This is a genomic window from Candidatus Poriferisodalis sp. (assembly GCF_965208925.1).
Taxonomy (GTDB): domain Bacteria; phylum Actinomycetota; class Acidimicrobiia; order Acidimicrobiales; family Poriferisodalaceae; genus Poriferisodalis.
The window spans coordinates 1,811,609-1,837,431 of record NZ_OZ242364.1; the positions used below are offsets into that span (position 1 = coordinate 1,811,609).

The 25,823-nt window shown below is 68.2% G+C and carries 26 protein-coding genes and 1 tRNA gene; 20 read left to right on the forward strand and 7 right to left on the reverse strand.

Annotation, left to right across the window (positions count from 1 at the left end):
• Positions 1 to 73: 73 nt before the first annotated feature.
• The 14 genes from ACOGI5_RS08000 to ACOGI5_RS08065 all read left to right on the forward strand — a co-directional run bounded on the left by ACOGI5_RS08000 (position 74) and on the right by ACOGI5_RS08065 (position 12,773).
• A complete protein-coding gene (locus ACOGI5_RS08000) occupies positions 74 to 292 on the forward strand; it encodes a biotin/lipoyl-binding carrier protein (RefSeq protein WP_419863899.1) in 219 nt (72 codons plus the stop codon).
• A 30-nt stretch (positions 293 to 322) separates the two neighbouring features.
• Positions 323 to 1,003, forward strand: coding sequence for a heme ABC exporter ATP-binding protein CcmA (ccmA, locus tag ACOGI5_RS08005; RefSeq protein WP_419863900.1), 681 nt, complete (start codon positions 323 to 325; stop codon positions 1,001 to 1,003).
• Complete coding sequence (locus ACOGI5_RS08010; RefSeq protein WP_419863901.1) at positions 981 to 1,661, forward strand: heme exporter protein CcmB; 681 nt, start codon at positions 981 to 983, stop codon at positions 1,659 to 1,661. The genes ccmA and ACOGI5_RS08010 overlap by 23 nt, the downstream gene beginning before the upstream one ends.
• 2 nt (positions 1,662 to 1,663) lie before the next feature.
• Positions 1,664 to 2,506 (forward strand): cytochrome c biogenesis protein CcsA, encoded by an 843-nt coding sequence (ccsA, locus tag ACOGI5_RS08015; RefSeq protein ID WP_419863902.1) that lies wholly within the window; start codon positions 1,664 to 1,666, stop codon positions 2,504 to 2,506.
• Complete coding sequence (locus ACOGI5_RS08020) at positions 2,503 to 2,673, forward strand: hypothetical protein (RefSeq protein WP_419863903.1); 171 nt, start codon at positions 2,503 to 2,505, stop codon at positions 2,671 to 2,673. Before ccsA ends, ACOGI5_RS08020 begins: the two co-directional genes overlap by 4 nt.
• Entirely contained in the window at positions 2,670 to 3,233 is a 564-nt protein-coding gene (locus tag ACOGI5_RS08025) for a cytochrome c maturation protein CcmE (RefSeq protein ID WP_419863904.1), read from the forward strand. Before ACOGI5_RS08020 ends, ACOGI5_RS08025 begins: the two co-directional genes overlap by 4 nt.
• Entirely contained in the window at positions 3,230 to 5,224 is a 1,995-nt protein-coding gene (locus ACOGI5_RS08030) for a heme lyase CcmF/NrfE family subunit (RefSeq protein WP_419863905.1), read from the forward strand. Before ACOGI5_RS08025 ends, ACOGI5_RS08030 begins: the two co-directional genes overlap by 4 nt.
• Positions 5,221 to 5,913 carry a TlpA family protein disulfide reductase gene (locus ACOGI5_RS08035; protein ID WP_419863906.1) on the forward strand — a complete coding sequence of 231 codons (693 nt, stop codon included), beginning with the start codon at positions 5,221 to 5,223 and terminating at the stop codon, positions 5,911 to 5,913. Before ACOGI5_RS08030 ends, ACOGI5_RS08035 begins: the two co-directional genes overlap by 4 nt.
• Positions 5,914 to 5,920: 7 nt before the next feature.
• Positions 5,921 to 7,132, forward strand: coding sequence for a cytochrome c-type biogenesis protein CcmH (locus tag ACOGI5_RS08040; RefSeq protein ID WP_419863907.1), 1,212 nt, complete (start codon positions 5,921 to 5,923; stop codon positions 7,130 to 7,132).
• A gap of 159 nt (positions 7,133 to 7,291) precedes the next feature.
• The gene (locus tag ACOGI5_RS08045) at positions 7,292 to 8,476 is read left to right on the forward strand and encodes an Mrp/NBP35 family ATP-binding protein (RefSeq protein ID WP_419863908.1); all 1,185 of its coding nucleotides are present in this window, start codon (positions 7,292 to 7,294) and stop codon (positions 8,474 to 8,476) included.
• A gap of 11 nt (positions 8,477 to 8,487) precedes the next feature.
• The gene (locus tag ACOGI5_RS08050; protein ID WP_419865457.1) at positions 8,488 to 10,101 is read left to right on the forward strand and encodes a protein adenylyltransferase SelO; all 1,614 of its coding nucleotides are present in this window, start codon (positions 8,488 to 8,490) and stop codon (positions 10,099 to 10,101) included.
• Between the two features lie 32 nt (positions 10,102 to 10,133).
• On the forward strand, positions 10,134 to 10,364 hold the full coding sequence (locus ACOGI5_RS08055; protein WP_419863909.1) for a DUF3107 domain-containing protein: 231 nt from the start codon (positions 10,134 to 10,136) through the stop codon (positions 10,362 to 10,364).
• 7 nt (positions 10,365 to 10,371) lie between these two features.
• On the forward strand, positions 10,372 to 11,982 hold the full coding sequence (locus ACOGI5_RS08060; RefSeq protein WP_419863910.1) for a sensor histidine kinase: 1,611 nt from the start codon (positions 10,372 to 10,374) through the stop codon (positions 11,980 to 11,982).
• A 65-nt stretch (positions 11,983 to 12,047) separates the two neighbouring features.
• Entirely contained in the window at positions 12,048 to 12,773 is a 726-nt protein-coding gene (locus ACOGI5_RS08065; protein ID WP_419863911.1) for a recombinase family protein, read from the forward strand.
• 748 nt (positions 12,774 to 13,521) lie between these two features.
• On the opposite strand, the gene ACOGI5_RS08070 is transcribed toward ACOGI5_RS08065, so the two are convergent.
• Positions 13,522 to 15,381: a hypothetical protein gene (locus ACOGI5_RS08070; RefSeq protein WP_419863912.1), complete on the reverse strand. Its 1,860-nt coding sequence runs from the start codon at positions 15,379 to 15,381 to the stop codon at positions 13,522 to 13,524.
• A 461-nt stretch (positions 15,382 to 15,842) separates the two neighbouring features.
• Positions 15,843 to 16,781, reverse strand: coding sequence for a diacylglycerol/lipid kinase family protein (locus ACOGI5_RS08075; protein WP_419863913.1), 939 nt, complete (start codon positions 16,779 to 16,781; stop codon positions 15,843 to 15,845).
• Positions 16,782 to 16,898: 117 nt separating this feature from the next.
• Here ACOGI5_RS08075 and ACOGI5_RS08080 point away from each other — a divergent pair, with 117 nt between their 5' ends.
• Together ACOGI5_RS08080 and ACOGI5_RS08085 are read left to right on the forward strand one after the other, a co-directional pair.
• On the forward strand, positions 16,899 to 17,678 hold the full coding sequence (locus tag ACOGI5_RS08080) for an electron transfer flavoprotein subunit beta/FixA family protein (RefSeq protein ID WP_419863914.1): 780 nt from the start codon (positions 16,899 to 16,901) through the stop codon (positions 17,676 to 17,678).
• Between the two features lie 19 nt (positions 17,679 to 17,697).
• Positions 17,698 to 18,660, forward strand: a complete 963-nt coding sequence (locus tag ACOGI5_RS08085) for an electron transfer flavoprotein subunit alpha/FixB family protein (protein WP_419863915.1) — start codon at positions 17,698 to 17,700, stop codon at positions 18,658 to 18,660.
• A gap of 140 nt (positions 18,661 to 18,800) precedes the next feature.
• On the opposite strand, the gene ACOGI5_RS08090 is transcribed toward ACOGI5_RS08085, so the two are convergent.
• The 3 genes from ACOGI5_RS08090 to ACOGI5_RS08100 are packed head-to-tail and all read right to left on the reverse strand — an operon-like array spanning position 18,801 to position 20,744.
• Complete coding sequence (locus ACOGI5_RS08090) at positions 18,801 to 19,574, reverse strand: SCO1664 family protein (RefSeq protein WP_419863916.1); 774 nt, start codon at positions 19,572 to 19,574, stop codon at positions 18,801 to 18,803.
• Positions 19,575 to 19,599: 25 nt separating this feature from the next.
• Positions 19,600 to 20,109 (reverse strand): DUF3090 family protein, encoded by a 510-nt coding sequence (locus ACOGI5_RS08095; protein ID WP_419863917.1) that lies wholly within the window; start codon positions 20,107 to 20,109, stop codon positions 19,600 to 19,602.
• A complete protein-coding gene (locus ACOGI5_RS08100; RefSeq protein ID WP_419863918.1) occupies positions 20,106 to 20,744 on the reverse strand; it encodes an MSMEG_4193 family putative phosphomutase in 639 nt (212 codons plus the stop codon). Before ACOGI5_RS08100 ends, ACOGI5_RS08095 begins: the two co-directional genes overlap by 4 nt.
• Before the next feature lie 34 nt (positions 20,745 to 20,778).
• On the opposite strand from ACOGI5_RS08100, the gene ACOGI5_RS08105 reads away from it, so the two are divergent.
• A complete protein-coding gene (locus ACOGI5_RS08105; protein ID WP_419863919.1) occupies positions 20,779 to 21,528 on the forward strand; it encodes a uracil-DNA glycosylase in 750 nt (249 codons plus the stop codon).
• Positions 21,494 to 22,129 carry a hypothetical protein gene (locus ACOGI5_RS08110; protein WP_419863920.1) on the forward strand — a complete coding sequence of 212 codons (636 nt, stop codon included), beginning with the start codon at positions 21,494 to 21,496 and terminating at the stop codon, positions 22,127 to 22,129. Before ACOGI5_RS08105 ends, ACOGI5_RS08110 begins: the two co-directional genes overlap by 35 nt.
• Before the next feature lie 3 nt (positions 22,130 to 22,132).
• On the opposite strand, the gene ACOGI5_RS08115 is transcribed toward ACOGI5_RS08110, so the two are convergent.
• The gene (locus tag ACOGI5_RS08115) at positions 22,133 to 23,317 is read right to left on the reverse strand and encodes a Coenzyme F420 hydrogenase/dehydrogenase, beta subunit C-terminal domain (protein ID WP_419863921.1); all 1,185 of its coding nucleotides are present in this window, start codon (positions 23,315 to 23,317) and stop codon (positions 22,133 to 22,135) included.
• A 117-nt stretch (positions 23,318 to 23,434) separates the two neighbouring features.
• On the opposite strand from ACOGI5_RS08115, the gene ACOGI5_RS08120 reads away from it, so the two are divergent.
• Positions 23,435 to 23,851: a TIGR03668 family PPOX class F420-dependent oxidoreductase gene (locus ACOGI5_RS08120; RefSeq protein WP_419863922.1), complete on the forward strand. Its 417-nt coding sequence runs from the start codon at positions 23,435 to 23,437 to the stop codon at positions 23,849 to 23,851.
• 88 nt (positions 23,852 to 23,939) lie between these two features.
• On the opposite strand, the gene ACOGI5_RS08125 is transcribed toward ACOGI5_RS08120, so the two are convergent.
• A tRNA-Arg gene (locus ACOGI5_RS08125) sits at positions 23,940 to 24,011 on the reverse strand.
• A 128-nt stretch (positions 24,012 to 24,139) separates the two neighbouring features.
• Between ACOGI5_RS08125 and argS the strand changes: the two genes are divergently transcribed.
• On the forward strand, positions 24,140 to 25,807 hold the full coding sequence (gene argS / locus ACOGI5_RS08130; protein WP_419865458.1) for an arginine--tRNA ligase: 1,668 nt from the start codon (positions 24,140 to 24,142) through the stop codon (positions 25,805 to 25,807).
• Positions 25,808 to 25,823 lie beyond the last annotated feature (16 nt).

Below are 25,823 nucleotides of genomic sequence, written 5' to 3' on the forward strand. Positions count from 1 at the left end.
CAAGGGCGGCAGCGCTGCTGCTCGGTTAGCTTTGCGCCGGCCCTTCGGCCCGGGTCCGTGGAGGAGAGACAGCGTGCTGGACGTTCGAGCTGAATTGACTGCGACCGTGTGGAAGGTGGTCGCCGAAGTGGGCACCGCCGTAGCTGCCGGTGACGAATTGCTCATCCTCGAGTCGATGAAGATGGAGATCCCGGTGACTGCCCCCGAAGGCGGCACGCTCGCGGAGATGCACGTGGCCGAAGGCGATTCCGTTGCCGAAGGCGATGTGCTCGCGGTGGTCGCCACGTCCTGAACGCAAGCGCGGCCGTAGCCTTGGCGTTCCGTGGGCGCTGCCGTTGCCTTCGAGGGCGTCGTTGCCCTGCTGGACCGCTTTCCCGCATTGGCGGGGGTGGATCTCAGCGTGCAAGCCGGAGAGATGGTGTGCCTGAGAGGACCCAACGGAGCGGGCAAGAGCACGTTGCTGCGGGCGTGCGCGGGACTGGTACCCGTGCGAGGCGCGCGGGCCGAGGTGCTCGGCTTTGACCTGAAAGCGCAGCGTCGCTCGGTACGGCCGCACGTGGGGCTGCTGGGCCATCGATCCCCGTTGTATGGCGATCTGCGGGTCGCCGACCAGCTGCGCCACTGCGCCGACGTGCATCGCGCTGGAGCGGCCGAGATGTCAGCGGCGGTCGAACGCTTCGCGCTCGGCGGCCGTCTCGGCGACGTTGCCATTCGACGGTTGTCCGAAGGTCAGCAGCGGCGGGTGGCCTTGGCGTGCCTGACCATCGCACGCCCGCGGCTGTGGCTGCTGGATGAACCGCATGCCGGGCTCGACGCCTCGAGCCGGGACGCGCTCGACGAACTGCTGGCTGACGCTGTCGAGGCGGGCGCCACGGTGATGTTTGCAACGCACGAGACGGGCCGCTCTTGCGTCGCGGCCGCCCGCCAGGTGCTGCTGGCCGGCGGCCGCGTCGAGACGCCCGGACAGATGCAACCCACGGATGGCTCCACCGATGTGGCGTGAGATCTGGCTCGTCTGCCGCAAGGACATGGTCATCGAGTGGCGAGCGCGCGTCACCCTCGTCCAGATCGTCCCGACCGTGCTGCTGGTGCTGGTCGTTTTCGCATTTGCGCTTGACGCGAACCCCTCCTTGCTGGGCGCCGGGGCGGGCGGCCTGTTCTGGGTGGCGGTGCTCTTCGGTGCCGTGCTCGGGGCAAAGCGCAGCTTCGACATCGAAGCCGAAGGCGGGAACCTCGACGCGTTGCGCCTCGGAGGGCTCGTGCCCGCCGCCATCCTCTGGGGCAAGGCCGCGGCGCTGGCACTGCAGCTCGTGGTCGTCGGCGTCTTCACCGCCGCCGGCCTGCTGGTGCTCTACTCGGTGACCGTCCACGACTGGCTTCTGATGGTGGTCGCGGGACTGTGCGGCATGGCCGCCTTCGCCATCTGCGGGACGCTGTACGGGGCGATGACGGTAGGCCTGCGGTCGGCGGATACCCTGCTCCCGCTGCTGCTGATCCCGGTGGCGGCGCCAGTGCTCTTGGCCGGAACCCGGGCGTTCGACGTGGCGCTCGGGACCAGCGCCGACCAAGGCTGGAGCTGGACAGCACTGCTGGCAGTGGTGCTGGTGACCTACATCGCAGTGGGCTGGGCGGCGGCCGGTCCGCTGCTGGAGGATGCCTGAGTATGACCGAGGCCGCTCCGCCCGACCTTCGCCGGCAGGCACAGCGAGTCGGATCCGTGTCGATGACCGGCAGCGTCGCGACGAGGGTGCTCGGCACCATCGCGCTCGCCGCAGCGGCCGTCATGGCAGTACTGGCGCTGTGGGTCTCGCCCGCCGACGAGGTGCAGGGCGATGCGGTCCGGCTGATGTACACCCATGTGCCTTCCATCTGGGTCGCATACGGCGGCTTCGTGCTGACCGCGTTCGCCAGCGCACGGGTTCTGTGGCGAACCCGCAGCGGAGCAGGCGGTTCCGAGGGCGTCATCGCCGATCGGCAGGCGCGCCATTGGGACCGGGTGGCCGGCGCCGCGGCTGAGCTCGGCGTGCTGTTCACGGCGCTCACCTTGGTGACCGGGTCGCTGTGGGGCAAGGTGACGTGGGGCACCTACTGGCAGTGGGACGCACGGTTGACCACCACGGTGTTGCTGTTCGTGACCTACCTGGGGTATCTGGCTCTGCGGCGGCTCCCCGCCGAGTCGCGCGCCCGCGCTCGGCGCTCGGCGGTGATGGCCCTCATCGCGGTGGTCAACCTGCCCATCGTCCACTACTCGGTGGACTGGTGGCGCACGCTGCACCAGGAAGCCAGCCTGGAGATCGGGATCGGCGGCGAACGCAACTACAGCGGCGAGATGTACTGGACGCTGCTGTACTCCTGGGCCACGTTCACCCTCATCGCGTTGTGGATAGGAATCCACCGCTACCGGGTGCTGCGCCTGGAAGAGCTCGCCGAAGAGGCCGCTCTCGAAGAGCTGCTCTCGGCGCGCCGCAGCGAGTCGGGCCACGACGCATCGGTGGCGGACCGATGACGTGGGCCGCCAACGTGTTCTCCGGCTACGGGCTGACCGCGCTGGCGATTGTCGCCTACGCGACCTGGGTGGTCCGCCGCGGCCGCGCGCTCGGCCGTGACCTCGGCATCGGCCCCGCGGGAGCCGGCCCGGACCCGAGCCGATCGCCGACAGAAACTAGCTCGTGACCGACCTCAGCCCCCGTCATCCCCTCCCCGCCGAGCCAGACCGGGCCGAGGCACGCCAGATGCTGGGCCGCCGCCGCAAGGCCATGATCGGCGCCTTTGTGGTGCTGCTGGTGATCGCGGGCGGCGCGGCCACAGTTGCGGGGCTGCGCAACGCCACGCTGTTCTTCCGCAATGCCGATGAGGCCATCGCCGAGCGGGTCGAGCTGGGCGACCACAGGTTCCGCCTGCAGGGGCGCGTGGTGCCGGCGTCGGTGGCGGTGGACGGGGGAGTGACCACCTTCGAGGTGGTTCACAACTGCGCGTCGGTCTCTGTGCGTCACAGCGTCGACCCGCCCGACCTGTTCGAGTCTCCCTGGATCCCCGTCGTGCTCGAGGGCCGCTGGGTGGCGGGCGACGTCGTGACGGTGGCGGGCCGCGACACTCACTTCTTCTCGAGCGACAACATGCTGGTGAAGCACACCAACGAGTACGTGGCGGCGAACGAAAACCGCCTGCCTGACCCCAACGAGCCGCCTGAAGGCTTCCTGGACGACTGCCCCTTCGAGGTGCCCCGGCTGTGATCGCCGTGCTGGGCACGCTCGGCGTGGCCGTCGGCCTCGTCAGCGCGCTCGGCGGGGCTGCAACGCTCGTCGCGGCGAGGGTGCAGCGGCAGCCGGCGCGCTGCCGCCAAGCGCTGGCGTGGATCGCGGCCATGACCCTCGGCTGCGTGCTGGCCGTGGTTGCGATGGAGATCGCACTGCTGAGCGACAACTTCTCGCTGGCCTACGTAGCTCGCAACTCCACGATCGCGACGCCGCTCATCTACAAGATCGCGACCCTCTGGGGAGCGTTGGAGGGATCGATCCTGCTGTGGGTCCTGGTGCTGTGCGGCTACGTCGCGGCAGCCGCATGGCGATTCCGTGCGCGCACCGACGAGCCGACGGTGGCCTGGGCGCTGGCGGTGATGCTGGGCGTGTGCATCTTCTTCTTCGCGCTGCTCGCCGGCCCGGCCAACCCGTTCGGCACGCTGGCCAGCCCGCCGGCCGACGGCGGCGGCCTGAACCCGCTGCTGCGCAACCACCCCCTCATGGCCATTCATCCGGTGATGCTGTACCTCGGCTACGTGGGCTTCACCGTGCCGTTCGGATTCGCCGTCGCCGCGCTCATCACGGGCCAGTTCGACACCCGCTGGCTGGCGGACACCCGCCGCTGGACGCTGGTGGCCTGGGGCTGCCTGGGCACCGGCATCATGCTCGGCGCCTGGTGGTCGTATGAGGTCCTCGGCTGGGGCGGTTACTGGGCGTGGGATCCGGTGGAGAACGCCTCGTTGCTGCCGTGGCTGACGGCCACCGCGTTCGTGCACTCGCTCATCACCCAGCAGCGGCGCCAGATGATGCGGGTGTGGAACCTCTCGCTGCTCATCGTGACGTTTGCCTTGACGATCTTCGGCACGTTCCTCACTCGATCAGGCGTGCTCGAGTCGGTGCACGAGTTCAGCGAGTCGTCGCTGGGGCCGATCTTGCTGGGTTTCTTCGGCGTGATCGTGGCAACCGGCGTGGTGCTGGTGGCGTGGCGGGGCGAAGCGTTGCGCACTGCAGCCAGCCTGCGATCGATCTGGTCCCGGGAGGGTGCGTTCCTGGGGAACAACCTGCTGTTCACCGTGGCGGCGTTCGTCGTGCTGCTGGGCACGGTGTTCCCGCTGCTGGCTGAGGCTGTCTCGAATGAGCGGCTGGCAGTCGGCCGGCCCTACTTCGACCGGATGCTGGCGCCGGTCGGCATCGCCTTGCTGGGTCTGATGGCGCTGTCGCCGGCTCTGAACTGGCGCGGCACCCCCGCGGAGGTGCGTTCGGTACGCCTGCTGGGCCCTGCGGCTGCGGGGGCAGTGACGATGGCGCTGTCGATCTGGGCCGGTGCACAAGGTCTGTGGCAGGTCCTGGCCCTCGGCTTGGGCGGATTCGTCATCGGCTCAGCGGCGCGGCTGCTGTGGCTGGGCGTCCGACGCAACGGCTGGCGCGGCCTGCTCGGGCGTACCGGCGGCGGCATGATCGCCCACATCGGTGTGGGCGTGATCGCCTTCGGGTTCATCGCATCGAGCGCGTACGGGTCGGAAGGTGAGTTCACGCTGGCGCCGGGCGAGAGCGGCGAGGTCGCCGGCCACGAGGTCACCTACCTCGGGCTGACCGACGGCATCGAGAATGGCAACCGGGTCGTGCGGGTACGTGTGGAGGTGGAAGGCCGGGGCGTGTTCGAACCTGCCGTGACGCGCTTTGCCGAATTCGGCCAGCCGATCTCGACGCCGTCGGTGGCAACGAGCCTCGTCGACGACGTCTACCTGTCGCTGGCCACGATTCCCGACGAGGGCAGCAGCGAGGTGGCGCTGCGGGTGCTCATCAAGCCGCTTGTGGCGTGGATGTGGCTCGGCGGCGCGGTGCTGGCCGTCGGCATTGCCGCGGCCTTGATTCCCACCCGGATCGGCGCACGCGACCGGATCCGCCGCCCCCCCAACGAACGGATCCTCTCGAGTGCCACACCCGAGCGGACAGGCGAGAGCGCCGGGGGTCCGAGCACGTGACCTCGCAGTCGGGCGGAGTGCCGAGCGTCGCACCACCACGAGGCCGGGCCTGGGTGCGAGTCGGCGCGGTGCTCGTCGGTTTGGTCGCAGCAGGCCTGATCGCGCTGCTGGCGACACGAGACTCGGACGGCGGCAGCATCCGAGCTGCGAGCCCGCTCATCGGCGAGCTGGTGCCGCCATTGCGCGGAGAACTCATCTGGCCGCCCGAGTCGTTTCTTGATGCGGGCGGCGCGCAGGCCTTGCCGGGGGTGAGGATCGGTCCCGATGAGGCAGCACGCTTCGATATCGACGCCGTGGGTCCGCTGTCATCGGATCCGCGATGGGTGCTCGTCAACTTCTTTGCGTCGTGGTGCGTGCCGTGCGAGCGCGAGCATCCCGCGCTCGCGACGTGGTCGGCTCGCCATTCCCGTGACGGTGTGTTGGTAGCCGTGCCGTTCGGCGACCGGACGTCCGACGCAATCGCGTTCTACGAACGTCTCGGCGGCGACTGGTCGGTTGTCGACGATCCCGATTCTCGCTGGGCGGTGGAGTTCGGCGTGCTACGACCGCCCGAATCGTTCCTGATCACGCCCGACGGCGTCGTGGCTGCTCGCTGGCAGGGGCAGATCAGCGCGGACGATCCCGATGCGGTCATCGCGCTGTTGATGGGCTCCGCGAGCGGCGACGCCGCGCCCCAGCAGGGTTCGTGAGCCGGACATGAGCGACTCGGTGGCCGCTTCGCAGGCTCAGCCCGCTGCGCCGACCCGCGGCGCTTCAGCACTGCGACGCATCGGCTGGCTTGCCGTCGCCGCTGTGGCGATCATCGCCGCCGTACTTGCCGCGACGGCGTCGCGCCCGCCGGCGACAGAAGCCGAGCGTGCGTACGACCTCAAGCAGGCGACGCTCTGCCCGGTCTGCGACGGCCAGAGCGTCCTCGAGTCGAATGCTCCAGCGGCGGCGGCCATGCGCCGGCAGATCGATCTGTGGGTGAACGCCGGCCGCAGCGACGACGAGATCAGGGCCGATCTTGCTGCTGCCTACGGCGACGACGTGAATGCGCTGCCGCCGGGGGAGGGGGTGGGCACGCTGGTGTGGGCACTGCCGGTAGCTGCTTTCGCAGCAGCCGCGGCAGGGTTGTGGGCCGCGACCCGCCGCTGGAAGGCTTGGGCTGCTGCACCAGATGAGGGAACCGAGATTGCCGACGTCGACGTAGATGTCGAACTGGACCCCGCGGTCGCCCGGGTGCAACGACGCGGCTGGCGCAGCGCCACAGTCGTCACCGTCGGTGCGCTGGTGCTCGTCGGAGCGGCGGCTGGCGTGTTGGTGGCACGCTCGGCAGGACTGCGCCTGTCGGGCGAGACCCTGACGGGTGACATCGACCGTTCGGCCCGCTCGTTGCTTGTCGACGCGCAACGCCAGTTTGCGGCAAATCAACTTGATGAGTCCCGCGCCACGCTGGAGCAGATCTTCCGGCTCGATCCCGACCTGCGCGGCGCGCTCGTGCTGTCAGCCCGCCTGCACCTGCGGCATTGCGAATCGCTGTCTTCGCGGGACGCGTCCGGCTCTGGCGATGCAGCCGATGGTCCTGTGGCCGGCTGCGATCTGCAATCCGCGCTTGTGGACCTCGACCGTGTGCTCGCCGAAGACCCCAGCGACGTCGAAGCGCTTGCGCTACGCGGCTGGCTGTTGGTGCGCATCCCCGATCGCGAGCTGATCACTGCCGGCATTGCGTCGCTCGACGCTGCCGTGGCGCTCGACCCCGCCGAGTTCGACCCGTGGGTTTTCCGCGGCTACACGGCCCGCTTCATCGAGCGAGATCTCGAAGCTGCCATCGGCTACTACGGCGCAGCGCTGCAACGCAACCCGCCGCCCGCCATGGCCGCCGCCCTCGAATCCGCAATCACCGAAATGCAAGCCGAACTCGAATAGCTGGCTGTCGAGCGTTCGCCAGGAAGCCAGTCGCGCCAGTGCAATGCGCTGCGGCCGTCGTCAGTCGCGGCAGTAGCGTGCGAGGCGAGCGGCAGGTGCGGCTGTAGCGCCGCTGCAGGCACCACGCGGCAATCGATCGCAACCGGTCAGGGGCACCCAGTGAAGGGCAAGCGTCGAGGATCAGCCGCCAACGGCGGCCCAGCCAGCGTCACTGATGAGCAGCTGGCTGCAGCGGTGGCTGACGTCATCGATCCCGAGCTGCGCCGGCCCATCGGCCAGATGGGCATGCTTCGAGCTGCCGCAGTGGCGGGGCGTGCCGCGCAGGTGCTCGTCGCCTTGCCGTCGAACGACTGGCCGGCTGCCGGGCATGTCTCGCATGCCGTGAGCGAGGCGGGGTGTGCGCTCGAGGGAATCGACGACGTGGTCGTGGAGTTCACGGTCATGGACGAGGCCGAGCAGTCGGCGCTGCGAGCGCAGCTCATCGGCGACCCGGCCGCCACGGCGGGCACCCATGACGGTCACGGCCACGCTGAAGGACGTGCCGTTCCCTTCGCCCAGGCTGGGAACAAGACCCGCGTGCTGCTGGTGGCCAGCGGCAAGGGCGGCGTCGGCAAATCCAGCGTGACAGTCAATCTTGCGATAGCGCTGGCCCAGCGCGGCACCCGCACCGCCGTCATCGATGCCGACGTGTGGGGCTTCTCCATTCCCCGGATGCTCGGCGTCGCCCGCCCGCCCACGGTGATCGACCAGATGGTCGTGCCCACCGAGGCGCACGGGGTGCGATGCATGTCGATGGGCTTCTTCGCCCGCGAGGACCAGCCGGTGATCTGGCGAGGCCCGATGCTGCACAAGGCGCTCGAGCAATTCCTCACCGATGTCTTCTGGGACGATCCAGACCATCTGCTCATCGATCTGCCGCCCGGCACCGGCGACATCTCGCTGTCGCTGGCACAGTTCCTGCCCCGCTCGGAGATGCTTGTGGTGACCACGCCGCAGCCTGCAGCGCAGAAGGTTGCCCAGCGCGCCGCCCAGATGGCGGGGCGGGTGAATCTGCAGGTGCGGGCGGTGATCGAGAACATGAGCTGGTTCACCGGTGACGACGGCAAGCGCTACGAGCTGTTCGGCTCCGGAGGCGGCCAAGCACTCGCCGAGGAGCTGGAGGTTCCGCTGCTCGGCCAGGTGCCCCTGGTGCCCCAATTGCGGGCGGGCGGCGACGAGGGCATGCCGATCACTGCGGCAGACCCCGACAGCGAGGCGGCCGGAGTGTTCCGGGACATGGCGCGCCTGCTCTGCGAGGAACACCTGCCGACCCGCCGCTACAACGAGGGATTGAAGCTGTTGTGAGCACGACGGCGATGCCGATCGGCTCGCTCGACGAGCTCAGTTTCGACAATCGCTTCACTGCTGCGCTACCGGCCGATCCCGACGCCGCCAATGCCCGCCGGCAGGTGATGGGTGCGTGCTACTCGAGGGTCGAGCCGACGCCGGTGCCGGCACCGCACCTGCTGGCGCACAGCGCGGAGATGTTCGACCTGCTGGGCTTCGATGTCGGGCTGGCGAGCGATCCGCAGTTCGCCGCGGTGTTCGGCGGCAGCACGCTGCTCGACGGCATGGATCCGCATGCCCACTGCTACGGCGGCCACCAGTTCGGCAACTGGGCAGGTCAGCTCGGCGACGGACGTGCGATCGCGCTCGGCGAGGTAGTGGACCGCAACGGCCAGCACCAGACCCTGCAGCTCAAAGGCGCCGGCCCCACGCCCTATTCCCGCACCGCAGACGGCTTGGCCGTGCTGCGCAGCTCGGTGCGCGAATTCCTGTGCAGCGAGGCCATGGCGCACCTCGGCGTGCCGACGACCAGAGCGCTCAGCTTGGTGGCGACGGGCGGCATGGTGATGCGCGACATGCTGTACGACGGCAATGCCGAGCTCGAACCCGGAGCGGTGGTCTGCCGGGTGGCGCCGTCGTTCGTGCGGTTCGGGAACTTCGAGATCTTCGCTTCCCGCGGCGACATCGACACGCTGCGCACCCTGACTGACTTCGTCATCGACACCGACTTCCCTGACCTGACCGCCGGTGCTGCGTCGGGCAACCCGCCGGCGGAGCGATATGCGAAGTTCTTCGACGAGGTGGTGCGGCGCACGGCGGACATGGTGTGCGAATGGCTGCGAGTCGGCTTCGTGCACGGCGTGATGAACACCGACAACATGTCGATTCTGGGTCTCACGATCGACTACGGCCCCTACGGCTGGCTCGACAACTACGACCCCGATTGGACGCCGAACACCACCGATGCGGCCCACCGCCGCTACCGCTTCGGCACACAGCCGGCGGTCGCGCAGTGGAATCTCATGCAGCTCGCCAACGCGCTGTATCCGCTCGTCGGCGAGGCCGAGCCGCTGCAGGCCGCCCTCGACGGCTACGTGCCCTATTTCGAGCAGAAGTGGTCGGCGATGATGGCCGCCAAGCTCGGGCTGCCGGAACTTCACACCGATGCCGACCGCGAGCTGGCGACCGGCGTGCTGGAAGTACTCCGCCTGGTCGAGACCGACATGACAGTGTTCTGGCGACGGCTCGCCACGGTGAACACCGCCGATGGTGTCGATCCCGCCGAGCGCATCGCCCCGCTCGCGGACGCCCGCTACCGCCCTTCAGAGGTCACCGACGAGCACCGCTCGGCCACGAGCGAGTTCGTCGAGCGCTACGCAGCCCGGTTGCGAGCGCTCGGTGTCGCCGACGCCGTACGAGCCGCGGCGATGAACCAGGTCAACCCCAAGTACGTCCTGCGGAACTACCTGGCCCAGCTCGCCATCGACGCCGCGACCGGCGGCCGCCCCGAGGCCATCGGCGAGCTGCTCGACGTCATGCGCCGTCCTTACGACGAGCAACCCGACCGCGAGACCTACGCGGCACTGCGCCCCGACTGGGCCCGCACCCGAGTCGGCTGCAGCCAGCTCTCCTGCAGCTCCTAGGGCGTTGCGGGCACCACCGGTAGCCTGCGGCCATGGACATCCGGATCGGCATCACGCACGGCGGTCGGGAGCTCAGCGTCGAGATCGACGACGAGGCTGCTGAAGACGCGGCAGCTTCGCTCGAAGGCGCACTCAGCGGCGGCGAGACTGTGCTCTGGCTGAACGATCGCAGCGGGCGCCGCGTCGGCGTGCCCATCGACAAGCTCGCCTACTTGGAGCTGGGTCCGGCTGGCGATCGGCGCATCGGCTTCGCAGCCGACTGAGATTCGAATGCGGGCGCCCGCAGACCGGCCGCTGCCCGCACTCAACGTGCGCGACAACTCCGGCGACGGCCCGCGCGAGCACCTGCGCCGCCTGCTCGCATGGTGGTCGCTGCTGGCCGATCTGTCGTTCTCCGACCTGCTGCTGTTCGTGCCCGGACAGGTGACCGCGCTCGACGAGCTGCCCGACGAAGTCGCCGACCCTGACTCATCCCGCCCCGACGGCCCGCCCCGCCCGTGGCGCCGGCTCGGTCCCGAGACTCCGCTGACCGTGATCGGCCAGATCCGGCCCACGACCGGCCGCACGCTGTACCGCGACGACCACATCGGGCTCTGCGTCGCCGCCGGCGAACGGCCATTGGTGTCAGAGGCATTCGCCCGCGGCGTCATTGTCACCGGCGAGGGCCTGCGCATACCCGGCGACCGGCGTGCACGCATCACTGCAGTGCCGGTGACCTTCGACGGCGTGACGATTGCCGTGATGAGCAGCGAAGTGACGCCGCGCTTCACCGACATCCGCGATCCCGGCGAGCTCGAGCGGACCTACATCGCGACATTCGGGCGCCTCGCCCGCATGGTCGCTGCAGGTCTGTTCCCCTACCGCAGTGCCGAGGTCGCCGATGAGGAAGCGCCGCGGGTGGGCGACGGGCTGTTCCTCACCGACGAGACGACTCGCATCGGCTTCGCTTCGCCCAATGCCGTCAGCGCACTGCACCGCATCGGTGTCGGCGGCAACGTGCAGGGGCGCCGCGTACGAGATCTCGACCTGGGGCCCGACGTGGTAGGACGTGCCATCAGCGGCGGCATTCCCGTGGTCGGCGAGGTGGAGCACCACTCGGTGACGGTGCAGCTGCAGGCGCTGCCGCTCACCGACACGCCCGTGCGCAATGCCTTGGTGCTGCTGCGCGATGTGACCGAGCTGCGCCGCCGCGACCGGCTGCTCATCTCGAAGGACGCCACGATCCGCGAGATTCACCACCGCGTCACCAACAACCTGCAGACGGTCTCATCGCTGCTGCGCATCCAGGCCCGCCGCTTGGAATCGCGCGAGGCGAACCGGGCTCTCGACGAGGCAGTACGACGCATCCGCGCCATCGCTCTTGTACACCAGACGCTGTCGACCGAGACCACCGACGATGTCGACTTCTGCGATGTCGCCGAGACGCTGACCGAGACGATGCGCCAGAGCATCACGTTCCCGGAGCGGCCGATCGACTTCACCGTCTCCTGCGAAGCGGGGATGCTGCGATCGCAGACGGCCACGTCGCTGGCCGTGGTGCTCAACGAGCTGCTCCAGAACGCCGTGGATCACGCCTTTCCCCAGTTGTGGGAGATCGAGGATCAGGCGCTCGAGGCGGCCCCGGCGCTCGACGAGAGCCCGATCGGCCACGTCGAAGTGGAGATCTCCAGGCCCTCGGCAGATCTGCTGTCGATGGTTGTGCGTGACGACGGCGTCGGCATCCCGGCCGACTACGACGCTCAGCGTTCAGGCGGGCTCGGCACATCGATCGTCCGGGCGCTGTGCGGATCCGATCTCGGCGGCACCTTCGAGGTCCGGCGGCGGACGCCCCCGCCGGGATCAGAAGCCGTGGTGCAGATCCCCCTGCGGACGATCGCCTGACGTCTCAAACAGGCAATGCGAACGATTGCTCACAACATTCGTTTGCATGAACTATTGTTCGCGGAATGTACGAAGAAAGCAACGAATTCTCGCCGAAGCGGGTCATCTCATATGCGCGGGTCTCCACAGGCGCTCAAGCAGCATCGGGGCTCGGCACTGAAGCGCAGCACAGGGCCGTCCACGCTGCGGCAACCGGACAAGGCTGGAACATCGTCGACATCTGTACCGATGACGCTGTGTCGGCCACCATCGAGCCCGCTCAGCGACCGGAATTGGGAGCAGCGCTCGAACGACTCGACGCCGGCAAGGCGGACCTGATCGCGGCCGTGCGCCTCGACCGTTTCGTTCGCTCCATTCGCGACTTGCAGAACTTGCTGGACCTCTCATCCAGCGGAGGCTGGGAGTTCTTCTGTCTTGATGTGCCCATCAGCTCCGACGTACCGGCGGGTTTGTTCATGCGCAATGTGGTCGGCGCATTCAACGAGCTTGAGCGCTCTCTCACTAGCGGGCGCACCAAGGCAGCCCTCGCAGTGGCGCGCAGCCAAGGCAAGCGACTTGGCCGACCGAGCCAGCAGTCCTCAGAGGCCAAGGACCTCGCAACTGCGCTGCACGCAAAGGGTTTGAGCCTGTACAAGATCGGCGTCGCGCTCGAAGTGGCAGGACTGTGCACCGCCACCGGCAAGTCCGCTTGGTCCCCGTCCAGCGTCCGATCGCTCCTGCGCACGGCCCAACTCGACCAGGAAGCCCAAGCCAACGCCGCCCGCTACGCCGCCGAATTGCACAGGCCTTAGAGCCTGCGCCTCTCAAACCGTGGCCGCGATCGCTGCGGCCGACCGCTGCGGAGACGGTCCGGCAGCCGAAGCGTCTAGCGCCTGTCGGCTAGGTCGCTGGCTGCGGCCTCGGCCATTTCGCACCGACCGCCATCGGCACGGCCACCGCATACGACAGCTACCGGCCGCTGCCCGCACCACCGGCAACGCCCCGCAACGGGCGGTCGCTTGGGCTGCGTCGCCGGTGGCGATATCTCGCTTTGTGCGGCCGGCGGGCGCGTACGAGGAGCCGGTGTGCGGCGCTTGTGCCAAGCGACGAATGGTCCCGCGACAGCTGCCATAGCAGCGATCACCGTCGCCAGCGCCCAGCCGGGGGACAGCAGCCAGATGGCCAGCAGGCCAACGGCCAGTACCGGGACGGGCGAGAGGACGCCTGCCCAGCGCTCGCGGCCGTCGCGGCCAACCAGTATCGCGACCGCACCCAAGAAGACTGCCCCGAATATGAGCCCCGGCACGGTCGCAGTGAGCACCGGTTGGTCTCGTCTCAGGTCCCCGAAACCGAACGCCGCTGTGACGAACACAACCGACCAGAGCCACTCCGAGCGATCACGCATGACAGACCGCTCTGGGCCGGTATCCGGATCGGGCATAGATTCAGGGTATTCCGGTGTGCTCATGGCTCACGCCTTCCGTCGATTCTTGGGGCATGCAGCAGCACTCGGGATCGGAGTGTGCCCAGAATCGGCGGTTCCGAAGCGCAGTCGCCTGATCAAGGAACCGTGACACTGGCCGGTGCCGATATTGGGCCGGTGAGAGCCCCGCTGACCGCTTGGACCCGATAGCTGTAAGTCACACCGGATTGCACATTTCGATCGCGATAGGCGTTGCCGCCGACTCGGGCAACCTCTTGCTCGGTGGCGCCTGACACGGCCCTCAGTACGCGGTAGGCAGTTGGCGTGGGACCGGCGGCGGGTGCGTTCCAGCCAAGCCAAACCGAATTGCCTGCGGCTGACCCGCCCAAGCCTGTCACCGATCCTACGGCAGCCTGCGGTGTAGTCGTCGTCGGCACTGGCGGGCCTTCTGTCGTCTTCGGGCCGCCGCCATTCTGGTCCTCGTTGCTGTCGCCGTCAGCGTCGTCGTCGTCGCCAAGCTCGTTGTGATCCTGCTTCTTGTTGGCCTCGTGCTGACGTGCTTCCTCTACAACGAGTCTGTCCCACAGCGCGTCGCAGCCGATGTCTGCGCCGATCTTGATGACCTTCTGAGCGTCTTGGTTAGCGAGGATCTTTTTTAGCCAGGAAGCGCCCTTGGCGACGATCTTCGCAGCTTTGATGACAACGCCTCCAGCGGGGGCACAGACGATTTGACCAGTGGCGAAGTAGACCCATTCAGCAGTCTGGGTCAGGTCGCCGGTGTTGTGCTGGGCGGTGACGGAATGGCAGCCCGTCACCTCGGGGAAAACGCCCTCGGCGGTGTGCTCGTGCTGGCCGTTGGCGCAGCGGTCGACACTCTCGGAATGGCAGCCGAGGCTGTCGTGGGTGTGCTGGCCGTTGGGGCACTGGCCCGGGGGGTAGCAGCCTCGGCCTTCGTGGCGGTGGTCCTCGGGACTGCAGTTCGTGCTGGCGTGGATAAGGCCGATGTCGTGACACCAGTGATCCATGTCCAGCCCGCTCGCCGTCTTGAGGCCGTGGGCGTGCTGGCCCTCGTTGCAGTAGTGGCCGACGTCGATCGGGTGGCACGGGCTGGAGGGATGTTCGTGCTGATGCTGGCCGTCGGGGCAGTGATGACTGCTCCAGCCGCTGCCACCGCCTGGATCGACCTCGTGGCATTCCTGGGAACCGTGGACGTGCTCGTGCTGGTTCAGGTTGCAATGCGAGGCGCTTTCAGCGTGGCAGTCCGACATGGTGCCGCCGCCGCGATTGCGCTGCGCGCCCAGGATGTGCCGGTGAGCGTCCACCACCTTGATCCTGCCGCCGGTGCCGATGTCCACCGTCGTGCATTCGGGCGGCGGCGTGGTGGGCGGCGTGGTGGGGCATGGCGGGCGGTCCACGGGGGTGTGGCCGTGGTGGGGGATCCAGGTTCCGGTGCCGCAGGACGGCGTGAGCGTGTGGGCGTGGCAGGTGGCGCCGTGTGTGTGGTTGGGCCACGCGCATTGCGGCTCGGGCTGCGTCGTCGTCGTGGTTGTGGTGGTTGTGGTGGGGCACGGTGGACGCTGGACGGGCGTGTGGCCTGCGTGGGGTGCCCAGGTTCCGGTGCCGCAGGGGATGTTGCTGTAGTCGTGGTTGGCGTGGCAGTTCTTGCCTGCGCCGCCGTTGGAGTGCTCGCCGGACGCGCAGCGTTGCGGCGCGGCGGTCGTCGTGGTTGTCGTGGTCGTGGTGGTAGTAGTGGTCGGCGAGGTCGTGGTGGTGGTGCCCCACAGGTCTTCCTCACTCGGCGGGTCGTGGCTGTGGCTGACGGGCACGTTCCGGCAGTTGAAGCTCTGGCCCGATATTGGGTCGTAGTCGCAGCGCCGCTCGGTCTGCTCGTGGGCGGCGCTCGGCGGCAGGTCCACGAACACGAGCAGCGGCAGCAGCACGATGGCCACTGCGACCGCCGCGGCGGTTCTCAGAGATATTCCGATCCGTGCGGACATGGCGAGTTTCCTTTGGGTGGAAGCCGTGGTTGTGAGCGGACTCACAACCGCGCCAACCGCAGGGAGGGACCCATGCAACTGATGCCACCGGAGCGGCTGGCTAGGCCCGAGGGCGGACCGCGGCTGTGAATCCTTCGTTTTGCGCACGTCCGAGTCGGACAGAAACGGACACCTCGCGGGGTGCCGGCTGGTCGCGCGTCAGCGTGATGCCGGGACGCGCGTTCCTCAACGGCGGCGCGGGTCTGCGGCTATCAGGAGAGCTGTGGAAGCGTCGACCGGAACCGATGCCGGAACGGCTTGACAAGCTCTCGCCGTCGCGCTAGGAATACGAACGTTTCAGACACACCCAAAAACTGCCTCTGACCGGCAGATTTAGATCGCTACAGTGCGTACGAGCAGTTCAGCTGCAGGCTCGGAAGTCGTTACCCGACCGAGGCTTCGCAACGGTCAGATCGCCGGAGTCAGTCGGACACAGCGGGGATGGCCAGCCGCAGTGCGTCGGGCACCCACTCGAGCTGGAGTTCGTTGACGGCACCGAGGTGGTCCCCGTCGAGCTGGTGACCGAACGGGTGCATCCCGGTCACGGTGACATCGCGTACGTCGTCGATGCGCTGCACGACGCTCGGATCGGTGTCGCCCAGGCTGCCGTTGGCGCGGAACACCGCGGAGAGCACGTCCAGTGCGTCGGCGAATCGGAGCGACCGCAGCCCGACCACCGACAGTCCGGTGTGCAGGGTTGCTGCGGGGGCGATCCGCACCGGGCGGCTGCCGAGGAAGGTGTATGGGTCGGTGTTGGCCGCCACCACAACGAAGCAGCCGTCGATGGTCGCGGCTGCCGGAGCTGTTGTGCGGACGCTCAGCGTTCCGGTCTGCCGGTCGTAGCGGCGCAGCAGCGTGTCGATGCCTGCGAGGAGGAACAGCGGGTGGCCGAGATACCGCTTCAGCGTCGGGTGCCGCTCGACCTGCTCCACGATCGCAGCGTCGAGCCCCATGCCGCAGTGAAACAGGAAGTAACGGCCCGACGTGCGGCCGAGCCCCGCTGAGGTGATGCTGCCGGCGTCTAATGCGTCAAGGACGGCACCAGTCGCCGCCAGCGGGTCGTCGGGTGTGCCGATCGTCCGGGCGAACACATTTGTCGAACCGCCCGGCAATGCGGCGAGCACGCAGTCGGTGCCGGCGACGCCGTTGGCGGCTTCGTTGAGCGTGCCGTCGCCGCCGAGCACGACTACCGCGTCGGTGCCGGTTGTCGCCGCCCCGCGTGCCAGGCGCGCCGCGTGACCTCGCCGGTTGGTGAAGGCCACCTCGGTGTCGTGTCGCTCAGAGAGTGCCGTGTGGATGAGCACGCGCGTGCGGGCGGTCGTCGACGATGCCGAATCGTTGACCAGCAACAGGACACGCACCGCGCAAGTCTCGCCTCGACGCGAGCCAGCGAGCGCCATGAGACACGACGCGAGCTAGCGAGCGCCATCGGGCAGGGGGTGTGGCATCGAAGCCGTGAGTCGGCAGACTCTCGGCCCATGAAGGTCGTTGTGTGCGTCAAGCAGATCCCAGACCCGGCTATCCCAGGCGAGCTGGTTCCCGAGACCGGGACGCTGAACCGGGACGACAAGCTGATCCTGGACGAGTCCGATTCGTACGGCGTCGAGATGGCGCTGCAGCTCGCCGAGGCGGCTGGCGGCGGCCAGGTATCGCTCGTGTCGATGGCACCGCGTTCGGAGACGAGCGGTCTGCGTACTGCGCTCGCCATGGGCGCCGACGACGCAGTGCTCATCAGCGACGATGCGTTGGCCGGCAGCGACGCGCTGGGGACGGCCAAGGTGCTCGGTGCCGCGATCGCCGAGCTCGAAGCCGATCTCGTGCTCGCCGGGGTCGAGTCCAGCGACGGGTACACGGGCACTGTTCCCGAGATGATCGCCGGCGTGATGGGGCTGCCGTCGATCACGTTCGCGAAGCAGATCGAGATCTCTGACGGCGTCGCCAGCGTTCAGCGGCAGACCGAGGCCGGCTACGACCAGGTGGAGTGCGCTCTTCCGGCCGTCGTCTCGGTGACCGCGGGCGTGGTTGAGCCTCGCTACCCATCGTTCAAGGGCATCATGGCGGCCAAGAAGAAGCCGGTCGAGGGCAAGGACCTCGCAGCCCTCGGCATCGATGCGGCGGCGGTCGGTGTGGCCGGGGCACGCCAGGAGACGGTCGAGGTGACCGATGCGCCCGAGCGCGAGGCCGGCGAGATCATCACCGACGAGGGCGATGCGCACGCCAACATCGTCGAATTCCTGGCTGAACTCAAAGTGATTTAGGGCTCAAGGTGATTTGAGAATGACGCTTGCACAGATTCTGCTCTTCGCTGAAGGCGACGCTGACGGTGCCTCCGGCCTCACGCTGGAGCTGGCCACCAAGGCCCGGGCGCTGGCCGACACCGTGACCGCATTCGCCCCGGCACACGGAGAAGCCATGGCCGCCGAGCTCGGCGCTCACGGCGTGTCGACCGTGTATGCACTGGAAGGACTCGGCGACGGGCTGGTCGGTGTTCACGCTGCCGCAGCGCTGGCCGCCCATATCGAAGCCACCTCGCCCGATGCCGTGTTCTTCGGCCAGACCACCGATGGGCGCGACACCGCCGCCCGCTTGGCAGTGCTGGCGGACCGTCCGGTATCCACCAACAACGTCGGCGCCGAGGTCGTCGACGGGGGACTCGTCACCGAGGAGCCGATCTTCGGCGGGACGCAGAACATCTTCACCGCGTATCGGGCACCGGCACCGGCGCTCGCAATGTTCCGCCCGAAGAGCTTCGAGGCCGAGCCCAGCGGCGGCGGGGCTGCTGCGGTCGAGAGCGTGGCAGCCGTCGATCCTGGCGACGCGGGGCGTGCCACGGTGACTGGTCGCCATGCCGAGGAGCGTTCGGGCCCGCAGCTCGACGATGCCGCAGTGGTGGTGTCCGGCGGTCGAGGGCTGGGCCAACCCGAGGCGTACTCGATGGTCGACGAGCTGGCAGGCTTGCTGGGGGCCGCGTCTGGCGCATCGCGCGCCATCGTGGATGCCGGCTGGGTTCCCTATGCCAAGCAGGTGGGCCAGACCGGCAAGGTGGTGAAGCCCAGCGTTTACATCGCGTGCGGCATCTCCGGTGCCACCCAGCATCTGGTGGGCATGAAGGGCTCGAAGAACATCGTGGCCATCAACAAGGATCCCGAAGCACCGATCTTCGGCGTTGCCGACCTGGGCATCGTCGGCGACGTGCACAAGGTGATGCCAGCGCTGATCGAAGCGCTCAAGTCCCGCTAGTCCGCCCGCTGCGGAGGCGGCAGGATCCTCTGCTCCCGCGATCCGGCAGGTCGCAACGTCGCAGAGTCTCCTGCCGCCTCCGCAGCTATCGGATCTGCGAATCCCGCTCGTCAGACGAGCGGCTGTCGCATTCCCGCTCGTCAGACGAGCGGCCAGGGCCAGCGGCGGCCTCCGTCGTCATCGGGGAACTTGCCGAATTCGGCGAGCCATTCGGCGCGTTCAGCGAGCGCGCTGAGTTCGTCGGGCCGCAGCCATTGGGCGAGTGCGGCTGGCGGATCGGCGGCCGTTCCGATGGCGGTGCCGAGCTCGTCGTCGAACGGTTCGCCCCCGAAGTCCCAGATGACCGTGCGGAGCTTGAAGTCGCTGGCGAAGCAGAGGCCCTGGTCGATGCCGTAGATCGGTCCCCAACGCGACGCCAAGCAGTGGCCCGACTTGCGGTCGGTGTTGTTGGCGATGAGATCGAAGGCGCAGATTCGCCGCAGATCGCCATGGTGCCGGTCCTCAGCAACCAGCGTGAAGTAGTGCTCTTCGAAATTGGCATCGATGAACAGTTGAACCGACCCCACCCCGTACGGGCCTTCGCGCTCGACGGTCGGCGGGATGACGTGCCATCCCAACGCCTCCGACAGCTCGAATGCGGCGATCTCGCGCCGGTACAGGCCGGAGGGGAAGTCCCACAGCGGTCGCTCTCCCCGCTCAGGCTTGTAGATCGCGGCAGTCGGGGTGGTGGCGTGATCAATGCGCACCAGGAACGTGGCGTTGCTGCTGTATGGCATGCGTCCCAGGATCGAGATGTCGCCTTGGTGCAGCACTTCCACGGCAGCGGTGGTGGGCGCGTCCCAGATGACCGGCAGCTCGAGTTGCTCACCGTCGTCGCTGCGGGGCAGCACATGGTGCGGAGCCGGTTCGTTCATGCCGAACCGTCACGTCGCGGAGCCATCAGGTGCGGGGTGGACGATGCCCGTTGCGCATGCCGAAGTCGCGGCCTTCTTCGACGAGCAGCAGTGCCTGCTGAGCGAATCCGAGCGCCGTGGCGTAGTCGAGATGGATGCGGGCTCGACCGCCGGTGCGCTCCTCGTCGGGATCCGGAATCTCTGCTGCAGCGCCCGTGCCGTCGTCGGGGTCGTCGTCATCGTCGTCGATCTCGTCGGCGATGACCACGATCACCTTGCCCTCAGTGTCCATGCCGGTGGCGAGGCGGCCGACGGTCCACGCGGCGGTCACGGGTTCGACCAGCTCGCCGAAGGCCGCCGCGGGACCTTCGTAGCTCTCGCCCTCGAGCAGCTCGCTGAGCAGGTTCGCCAGCGCCCAGACCTGTCCCTTCTCCAGCTTCAGCGAGACGACGTGGCCTGCCTCGGTCGCCTGCAGGAAGAAGATCCGCTGGCCTGGCGGCCCGACGGTGCCCGCCACGAACGTGTCGGGATTGCGGAGATCGAAATCGTCGGTCATGCCGGAGCCAATGCTGCGAGGTCGGACGTACTGTTGGTAGCCAGCACCATGGGGCCGTCAGCGGTGTACAGGATCGCAGTCACCGAGCAGGGCGACACCACGATCCGCTGGAAGAGATCCAGATGGGTGCCCATGGCGTCTGCCACCAGCGCTCGAATGGGATCGGCGTGGCTGACGGCGACAACGGTCGCGCCGCGATGGCGGGCCGCCAGCTCGCTCGCCGTCGCCGCTATGCGCGTTTGCATCTCACGGAACGTCTCGCCGTCGGGGAAACCGAAGCCGCTGGGGTAGCGCTGCACCTGCGACCACGCCGCCAGCTTGCGCAGCTGATTGAGCTTGCGGCCCGTCCAGCGGCCCATGTCTGCTTCGTTGAGTCCCTCGTGGGTGCGCACGCGGCGTCCCAGAGCCGCAGCAATCGGCGCAGCGGTCTCCTGGGCACGCTCCAGCGGGCTGGCATAGACAGCCGCCACCCGGCGCCCGCCCGCGGCGATGCGTTCCGCAGCACGCTGCGCCTGTTGCGTTCCGGCCTCCGAGAGGTGCACTCCGGGCCGCCGGCCGTACAGCTCGACGCCGGTGGTCGGCGTGAGTCCGTGCCGGACGAACAGCAGCAGTGTGGGTCGAGTTCGGTTCGGCACCGGGTCGAAGCTACTTGCCTGGCACACTCGCAGCGTGAGCGCCCCACCGAGCCTGCCCGGCGATGTCGCGAGCATCGCGGCCTTGCGCTCGCTCAACGACGAGGTCGCAGCATGCAGGCGCTGCGATCGGCTCGTGACATGGCGCGAGCAGACCGCTGCCGACAAGCGGGCTGCCTTCGCCGACGAGGACTACTGGGGCCGCGGCGTGCCCGGCTTCGGCGACCCTGCCGCCGCGGTCGTGCTCGTCGGCTTGGCGCCGGCGGCACATGGCGCGAACCGCACGGGCCGGATGTTCACCGGAGACCGCTCGGGCGATTTCTTCTACGCGGCCCTGCATCGCTGCGGCTTCGCCAACCAGCCGACTTCCGTGCACGCCGATGACGGGCTTGCGCTGCGCGACGCGTACATCACGGCGGCGGTGCGCTGCGCGCCGCCGGCCAACAAGCCCACCCCTGCTGAGCGGGACGCCTGCCGCCCTTTCCTCGAGCGCGAGCTAGCGCTGCTCCTCAACGCTCGCGTCGCAGTCGCACTCGGCGCGTTCGCCTACGGCGTGCTGTGCACGATCGGGGGCGTGCGGCCTCGACCCCGCTTCGGCCACGGTGCAATCGCAGAGGTGCCCAGCGCCGACGGGTCGGCCGAGCCTCCACCGCTCGGCGGCATCTCCCGCATCATCTGCTCGTTCCACCCCAGCCAGCAGAACACCTTCACTGGCCGCCTCACCGCCGACATGGCCGATACGGTGCTCCGCGATGCGCGCCGGCTGGCGAACCTCACGCCTGGCTGACACCATGCGGCCCCTGTTCGAGCGGGGTGCACGTCTGGTGGCCGCCCTGCTGGCATCGGCGGGCATCTTCGCGTGCTCCGTCACCGTGATCGACGTGGAGCCGGCAACCACCGGCTCGGGTCCCACAGATGCTGACGCGGGTTTCGACAACCCGGGCACGCTTGCCCGGCCGACCGTGCCCGGCACCGGCGCACCCGGGTTGCTCGCGATCGAGCCGCTGATCGCCTTCATGGATGCGTGTGTGGCCGACTCCGGTCTCGTCGGGCCCTGCCACTGCGCGGCAGATCGCATCGAAGGCAGCCTGACCGTCATCGATCTCGAGGTGTTCGAGGACCGCATGTCGGGTGCGCTGGAGTTCTCTCCTGAACTGGCCGGAGCCCTGGTGGACTGCCGTGAGGCTGCGCCGCCGCCCGCATGGTCCGATGCCCAACAGCAGACGTATCTGAACGCGTGCTCGGTCGGCTCAGACCGATTGAGGAGCTTGTGCGCCTGCTCGCTGGCTCGGGCTCAGGAGGTCATCCCGGCTCACCGGCTGGACGACTTCCTCGCAAGCAACGAGATCCAGCCCGGCATCGTCGACTTCATGAATCTCTGCCTGTAGCCCCTATTTCTTGGTGGGCTCAGGCAGCAGCGCCGGCTTCTCCCATGCGAATTTCGGCCAGCGCACACGCGACTTCTCGCTGAGCTTGTGCATGAGCGCGATGGCACCCGGGTCCTCGTCGCCGGGACGCCCGATCAGCGAGCCGTCTGCGAGCATCTTCATGATGATCTCGCGGCCGATGTCGGTCCGGACGATGGTGAGGGTCCAGTCGCTGTACTTGCCGATGCCACCGGTGGAGATGTCGGCGTGCTCGGCGGCGAAGTCGGGGCAGTGGTTGCAGCCCTCGCGTGTCCACGCGTGGCATTCCTTGAGGTTGATCTCGTAGTAACCGCCGTCGTGGGTCCAGATCTGGAAGACGCCCTTGATGTTGGTCTTGCGGATGCGGTGGCGGTCGAGCCCGTACTTCTGCTCGAACAGCTCCTCGAAGATGGCCTCGTCGAACGACTTCGAGCACAGCAGGCCGATGTTCAGCACGAAGCGGTTGCCGACCTTGCCGACCTTGCGCGACTTGGCCACCGGCACGATGGAGCTCTGGCAGCTCATGCCGACCAGTGCGATCTTCTGCGCCCCGGCCTCCATCGCCTCGTCGTAGGCGAGCGTGTTGGCCGAGTACGTGTAACGGCTGCCCGCCCCGCGCAGCACGTCGTCGCGGTTGAAGGCCACGCCCGGCGAGGCGGTCCACTGGTTGCCCTCGCCCTCGCCGACATAGGACGTCAGCGCGGCGTCGATATAGCCATGATCGAGCGCCCAGATGAGGATCGCCGACACCAGCCCGCCGTCCTGGCCGATCTCGTGGACGAAATCGTCGGACGCCCTGGTCAGGATGATGTCCTTGAACACGCCCGACGGCTCATCCGCGGTGCGGTGGCGCCCGAACATGAAGTCGTCGGCCTCGTCCTCCCAGGTGCGAAAGCGGGGGCACGCACGGGTGCAGCTGGTGCAGCCCTTCTGGCCATGGCCGCAGTCTTCGAGCCCCAGTTCCTCTTCGAGGTGGAATGGCGTAAACCCGCCCTGCACATGCTCGTAGCCGATGACGTCGTGCGGGCAGGAGATCACGCAGCCGGCGCATCCGGTGCACAGCCCGGTGGTGATGACCTCGTCGTACAGTTCCTTCCACTGGAAGGTCCAGCGCTGCGGCGCCCCGTTGGATGCGGGAGGGGCCTCGGTCGTTTCCCCAGTCATTGCCATGTCGCCAGACTACGGCAGGCGTCTCGGCAACGAACAGCGACGGCCTCGCAAGGCGACACGATCGGTCTGCGCCGCTGAACGCTGAAACCGCTGCTCAGGGCTCTAGGGTGGCGCGCCGTGACAGAGGCTGAACTGCTGGAGCTGCTTGAGCAGGGACGGGTGGCAACCCTCGCGACGATCCGGTCCGACGGGCGCGTCGACCTGGTGCCATGCACCTATGCCTTCGAGGACGACGTCGTGGTGACAGCAGTCGATCACAAGCCCAAGACGACCATGGATCTCAAGCGGCTCGACAACGTCCGGCGCTTTCCCGAGGTCACGATGCTGATCGAGCACTACGACGACGAGAATTGGGAGCGCCTGTGGTGGGTGCGCTTGCGGGGCCGGGCCGTTGTGCATACCGAAGGCGCCCAGCACCGAAATGCAATCGAGCTGTTGTGCAAGCGGTACCCGCAGTACGCCGCCGAGCCGCCGGTCGGCGCCGCCATCGTCATTCAGCGCACTGAACTGACCGGCTGGTCCGCCACCGGCTGAGCGCCCTCGGCCGGCGTGGTGCCGGCGCAGTGCCCTCGGCCGGCGTGGTGCCGGCGCAGCGCCCTCGGCCGGCATGGCGCCGGCGCAGCGCCCTCGGCAGGATTCGAACCTGCGCACATGGCTCCGGAGGCCACTGCTCTATCCCCTGAGCTACGAGGGCTGGAGGTCCAGCTGGCATCGATTCCCGGACCCGATGCCCGGTCAAGCTATCGACGGTCGTCGGGGATCACCGCGTGCTGAGAATGAGCTCTGAGGTTCCGCCCCCACAGGGGTAGCGTCGCTTCGGTGATGGAAGCTGCGCTGACGCGTGCGATTTCGGGTGCTCTTGCGCGAACCGGCGTCGACGTTGACCCGTCGCGTATCGGCCTCGAACGCCCGGCTCGCACCGATCACGGCGACTGGTCGACCAACGCTGCCTTGGTGCACGCAAAGGGCGCGGGGCTGGCGCCTCGCGACCTGGCACAGCAACTTGCCACGGAGCTCGACGGCGCCGGATTGCCGCATCTCGAACGAACCGAGGTGGCGGGGCCCGGCTTCGTGAACCTGCACCTGTCGCCGACCTGGCTGCACGAGGTGGCCGAAACGGTGCTGCGCCTCGGTGCCGGGTCCTACGCACGCCATGACCTGGGTGCCGGTCAGACCGTGAACCTCGAGTTCGTGTCGGCCAACCCCACCGGGCCGCTGCATGCGGGCGGGGGTCGTTGGGGGGCATTCGGCGACAGCCTGGCCCGTCTCTTCCGCCGATGCGGCTATGAGACGCACACGGAGTACTACGTCAATGACCGCGGCACGCAGATGGAGCTGTTCGGGCGATCCCTTGCCGCTCGGCTGGCAGGCGAACCGGTGCCCGATGACGGCTACCACGGCGAGTATGTCGCCGAGTGGGCGAGCGAGCTCGCGGCGGAGTTGGCAGCCGGTGCTTCATCGGGTGACGCCGACCTACGGGCAGCACTCGACGCACTGGGCGGCTGGGCCTACGCGGCATCGTGGGGACGTGCACGGGCGCTGCGCGATGTGAGCGAGGCGCTCGAAGCGATGAACGTCTGCTTCGACCACTGGCAGAGCGAGAACGAGCTGGTGACGTCCGGCGCTATGGACGACGTCATCGGGCGGCTGAGCGATGCGGGCTGGACATACACCGACGACGGAGCTGAATGGCTTTCGACCAGCCGGTTCGAAGACGCCAAGGACCGCGTGCTGCGGCGGAGCGACGGCGAGCCCACGTACTTCGTGCCTGACATCGCCTACCACCACGCCAAGTTCGGCCGCGGTGATCGCGTGATCGACGTGCTGGGCGCCGACCACCACGGCTACGTGCCGCGCATCGCCGCAGCCATGCAAATGCTCGGGCATCCCGCCGAGTCCTACGAGGCCATCGTCGGCCAGAACGTGACGCTGATGCGTGACGGCAAGGTCATCGAGCTGTCCAAGCGCACTGGCACCATGGTGGAGGTGCGCGAGCTCATCGACACGGTGGGTCCCGACGTGGCGCGTTTCGCATTCCTGCTGCAGTCGATCGACTCGCGCCAGACCATCGATATCGACCTGCTGTCAGCTCAGGCTGCAGAGAATCCCGTCTTCTATGTGCAGTACGCGCACGCTCGGATCGCCTCGGTTGCCAGACGCGCCGAATCGACTGGGATCGAACCCGTGCCGCCCGCGGGCACCGACCTGGGACCGCTGGTCGGCGAGCGAGAAGTGGCGCTGCTGCGTGCACTCGAGGTGCTGCCGTCGGTGGTCGAGGTAGCGCTGCGCGAGCGGGCGCCTCACAAGGTGACGACATGGGTGCGTGACCTTGCAGCCGCTTTCCACGGCTTCTACCACGACTGCCCGATCCTGCACAGCGACAATCCGCCGGAGGTGCGTGACGCCCGGCTGTGCCTGACCGAGGGCACGCGCATCGGCTTGGCGATCGGCCTCGACCTGCTCGGCGTGGCTGCGCCCGAGGCAATGTGAGCGCATCGAGGATCCG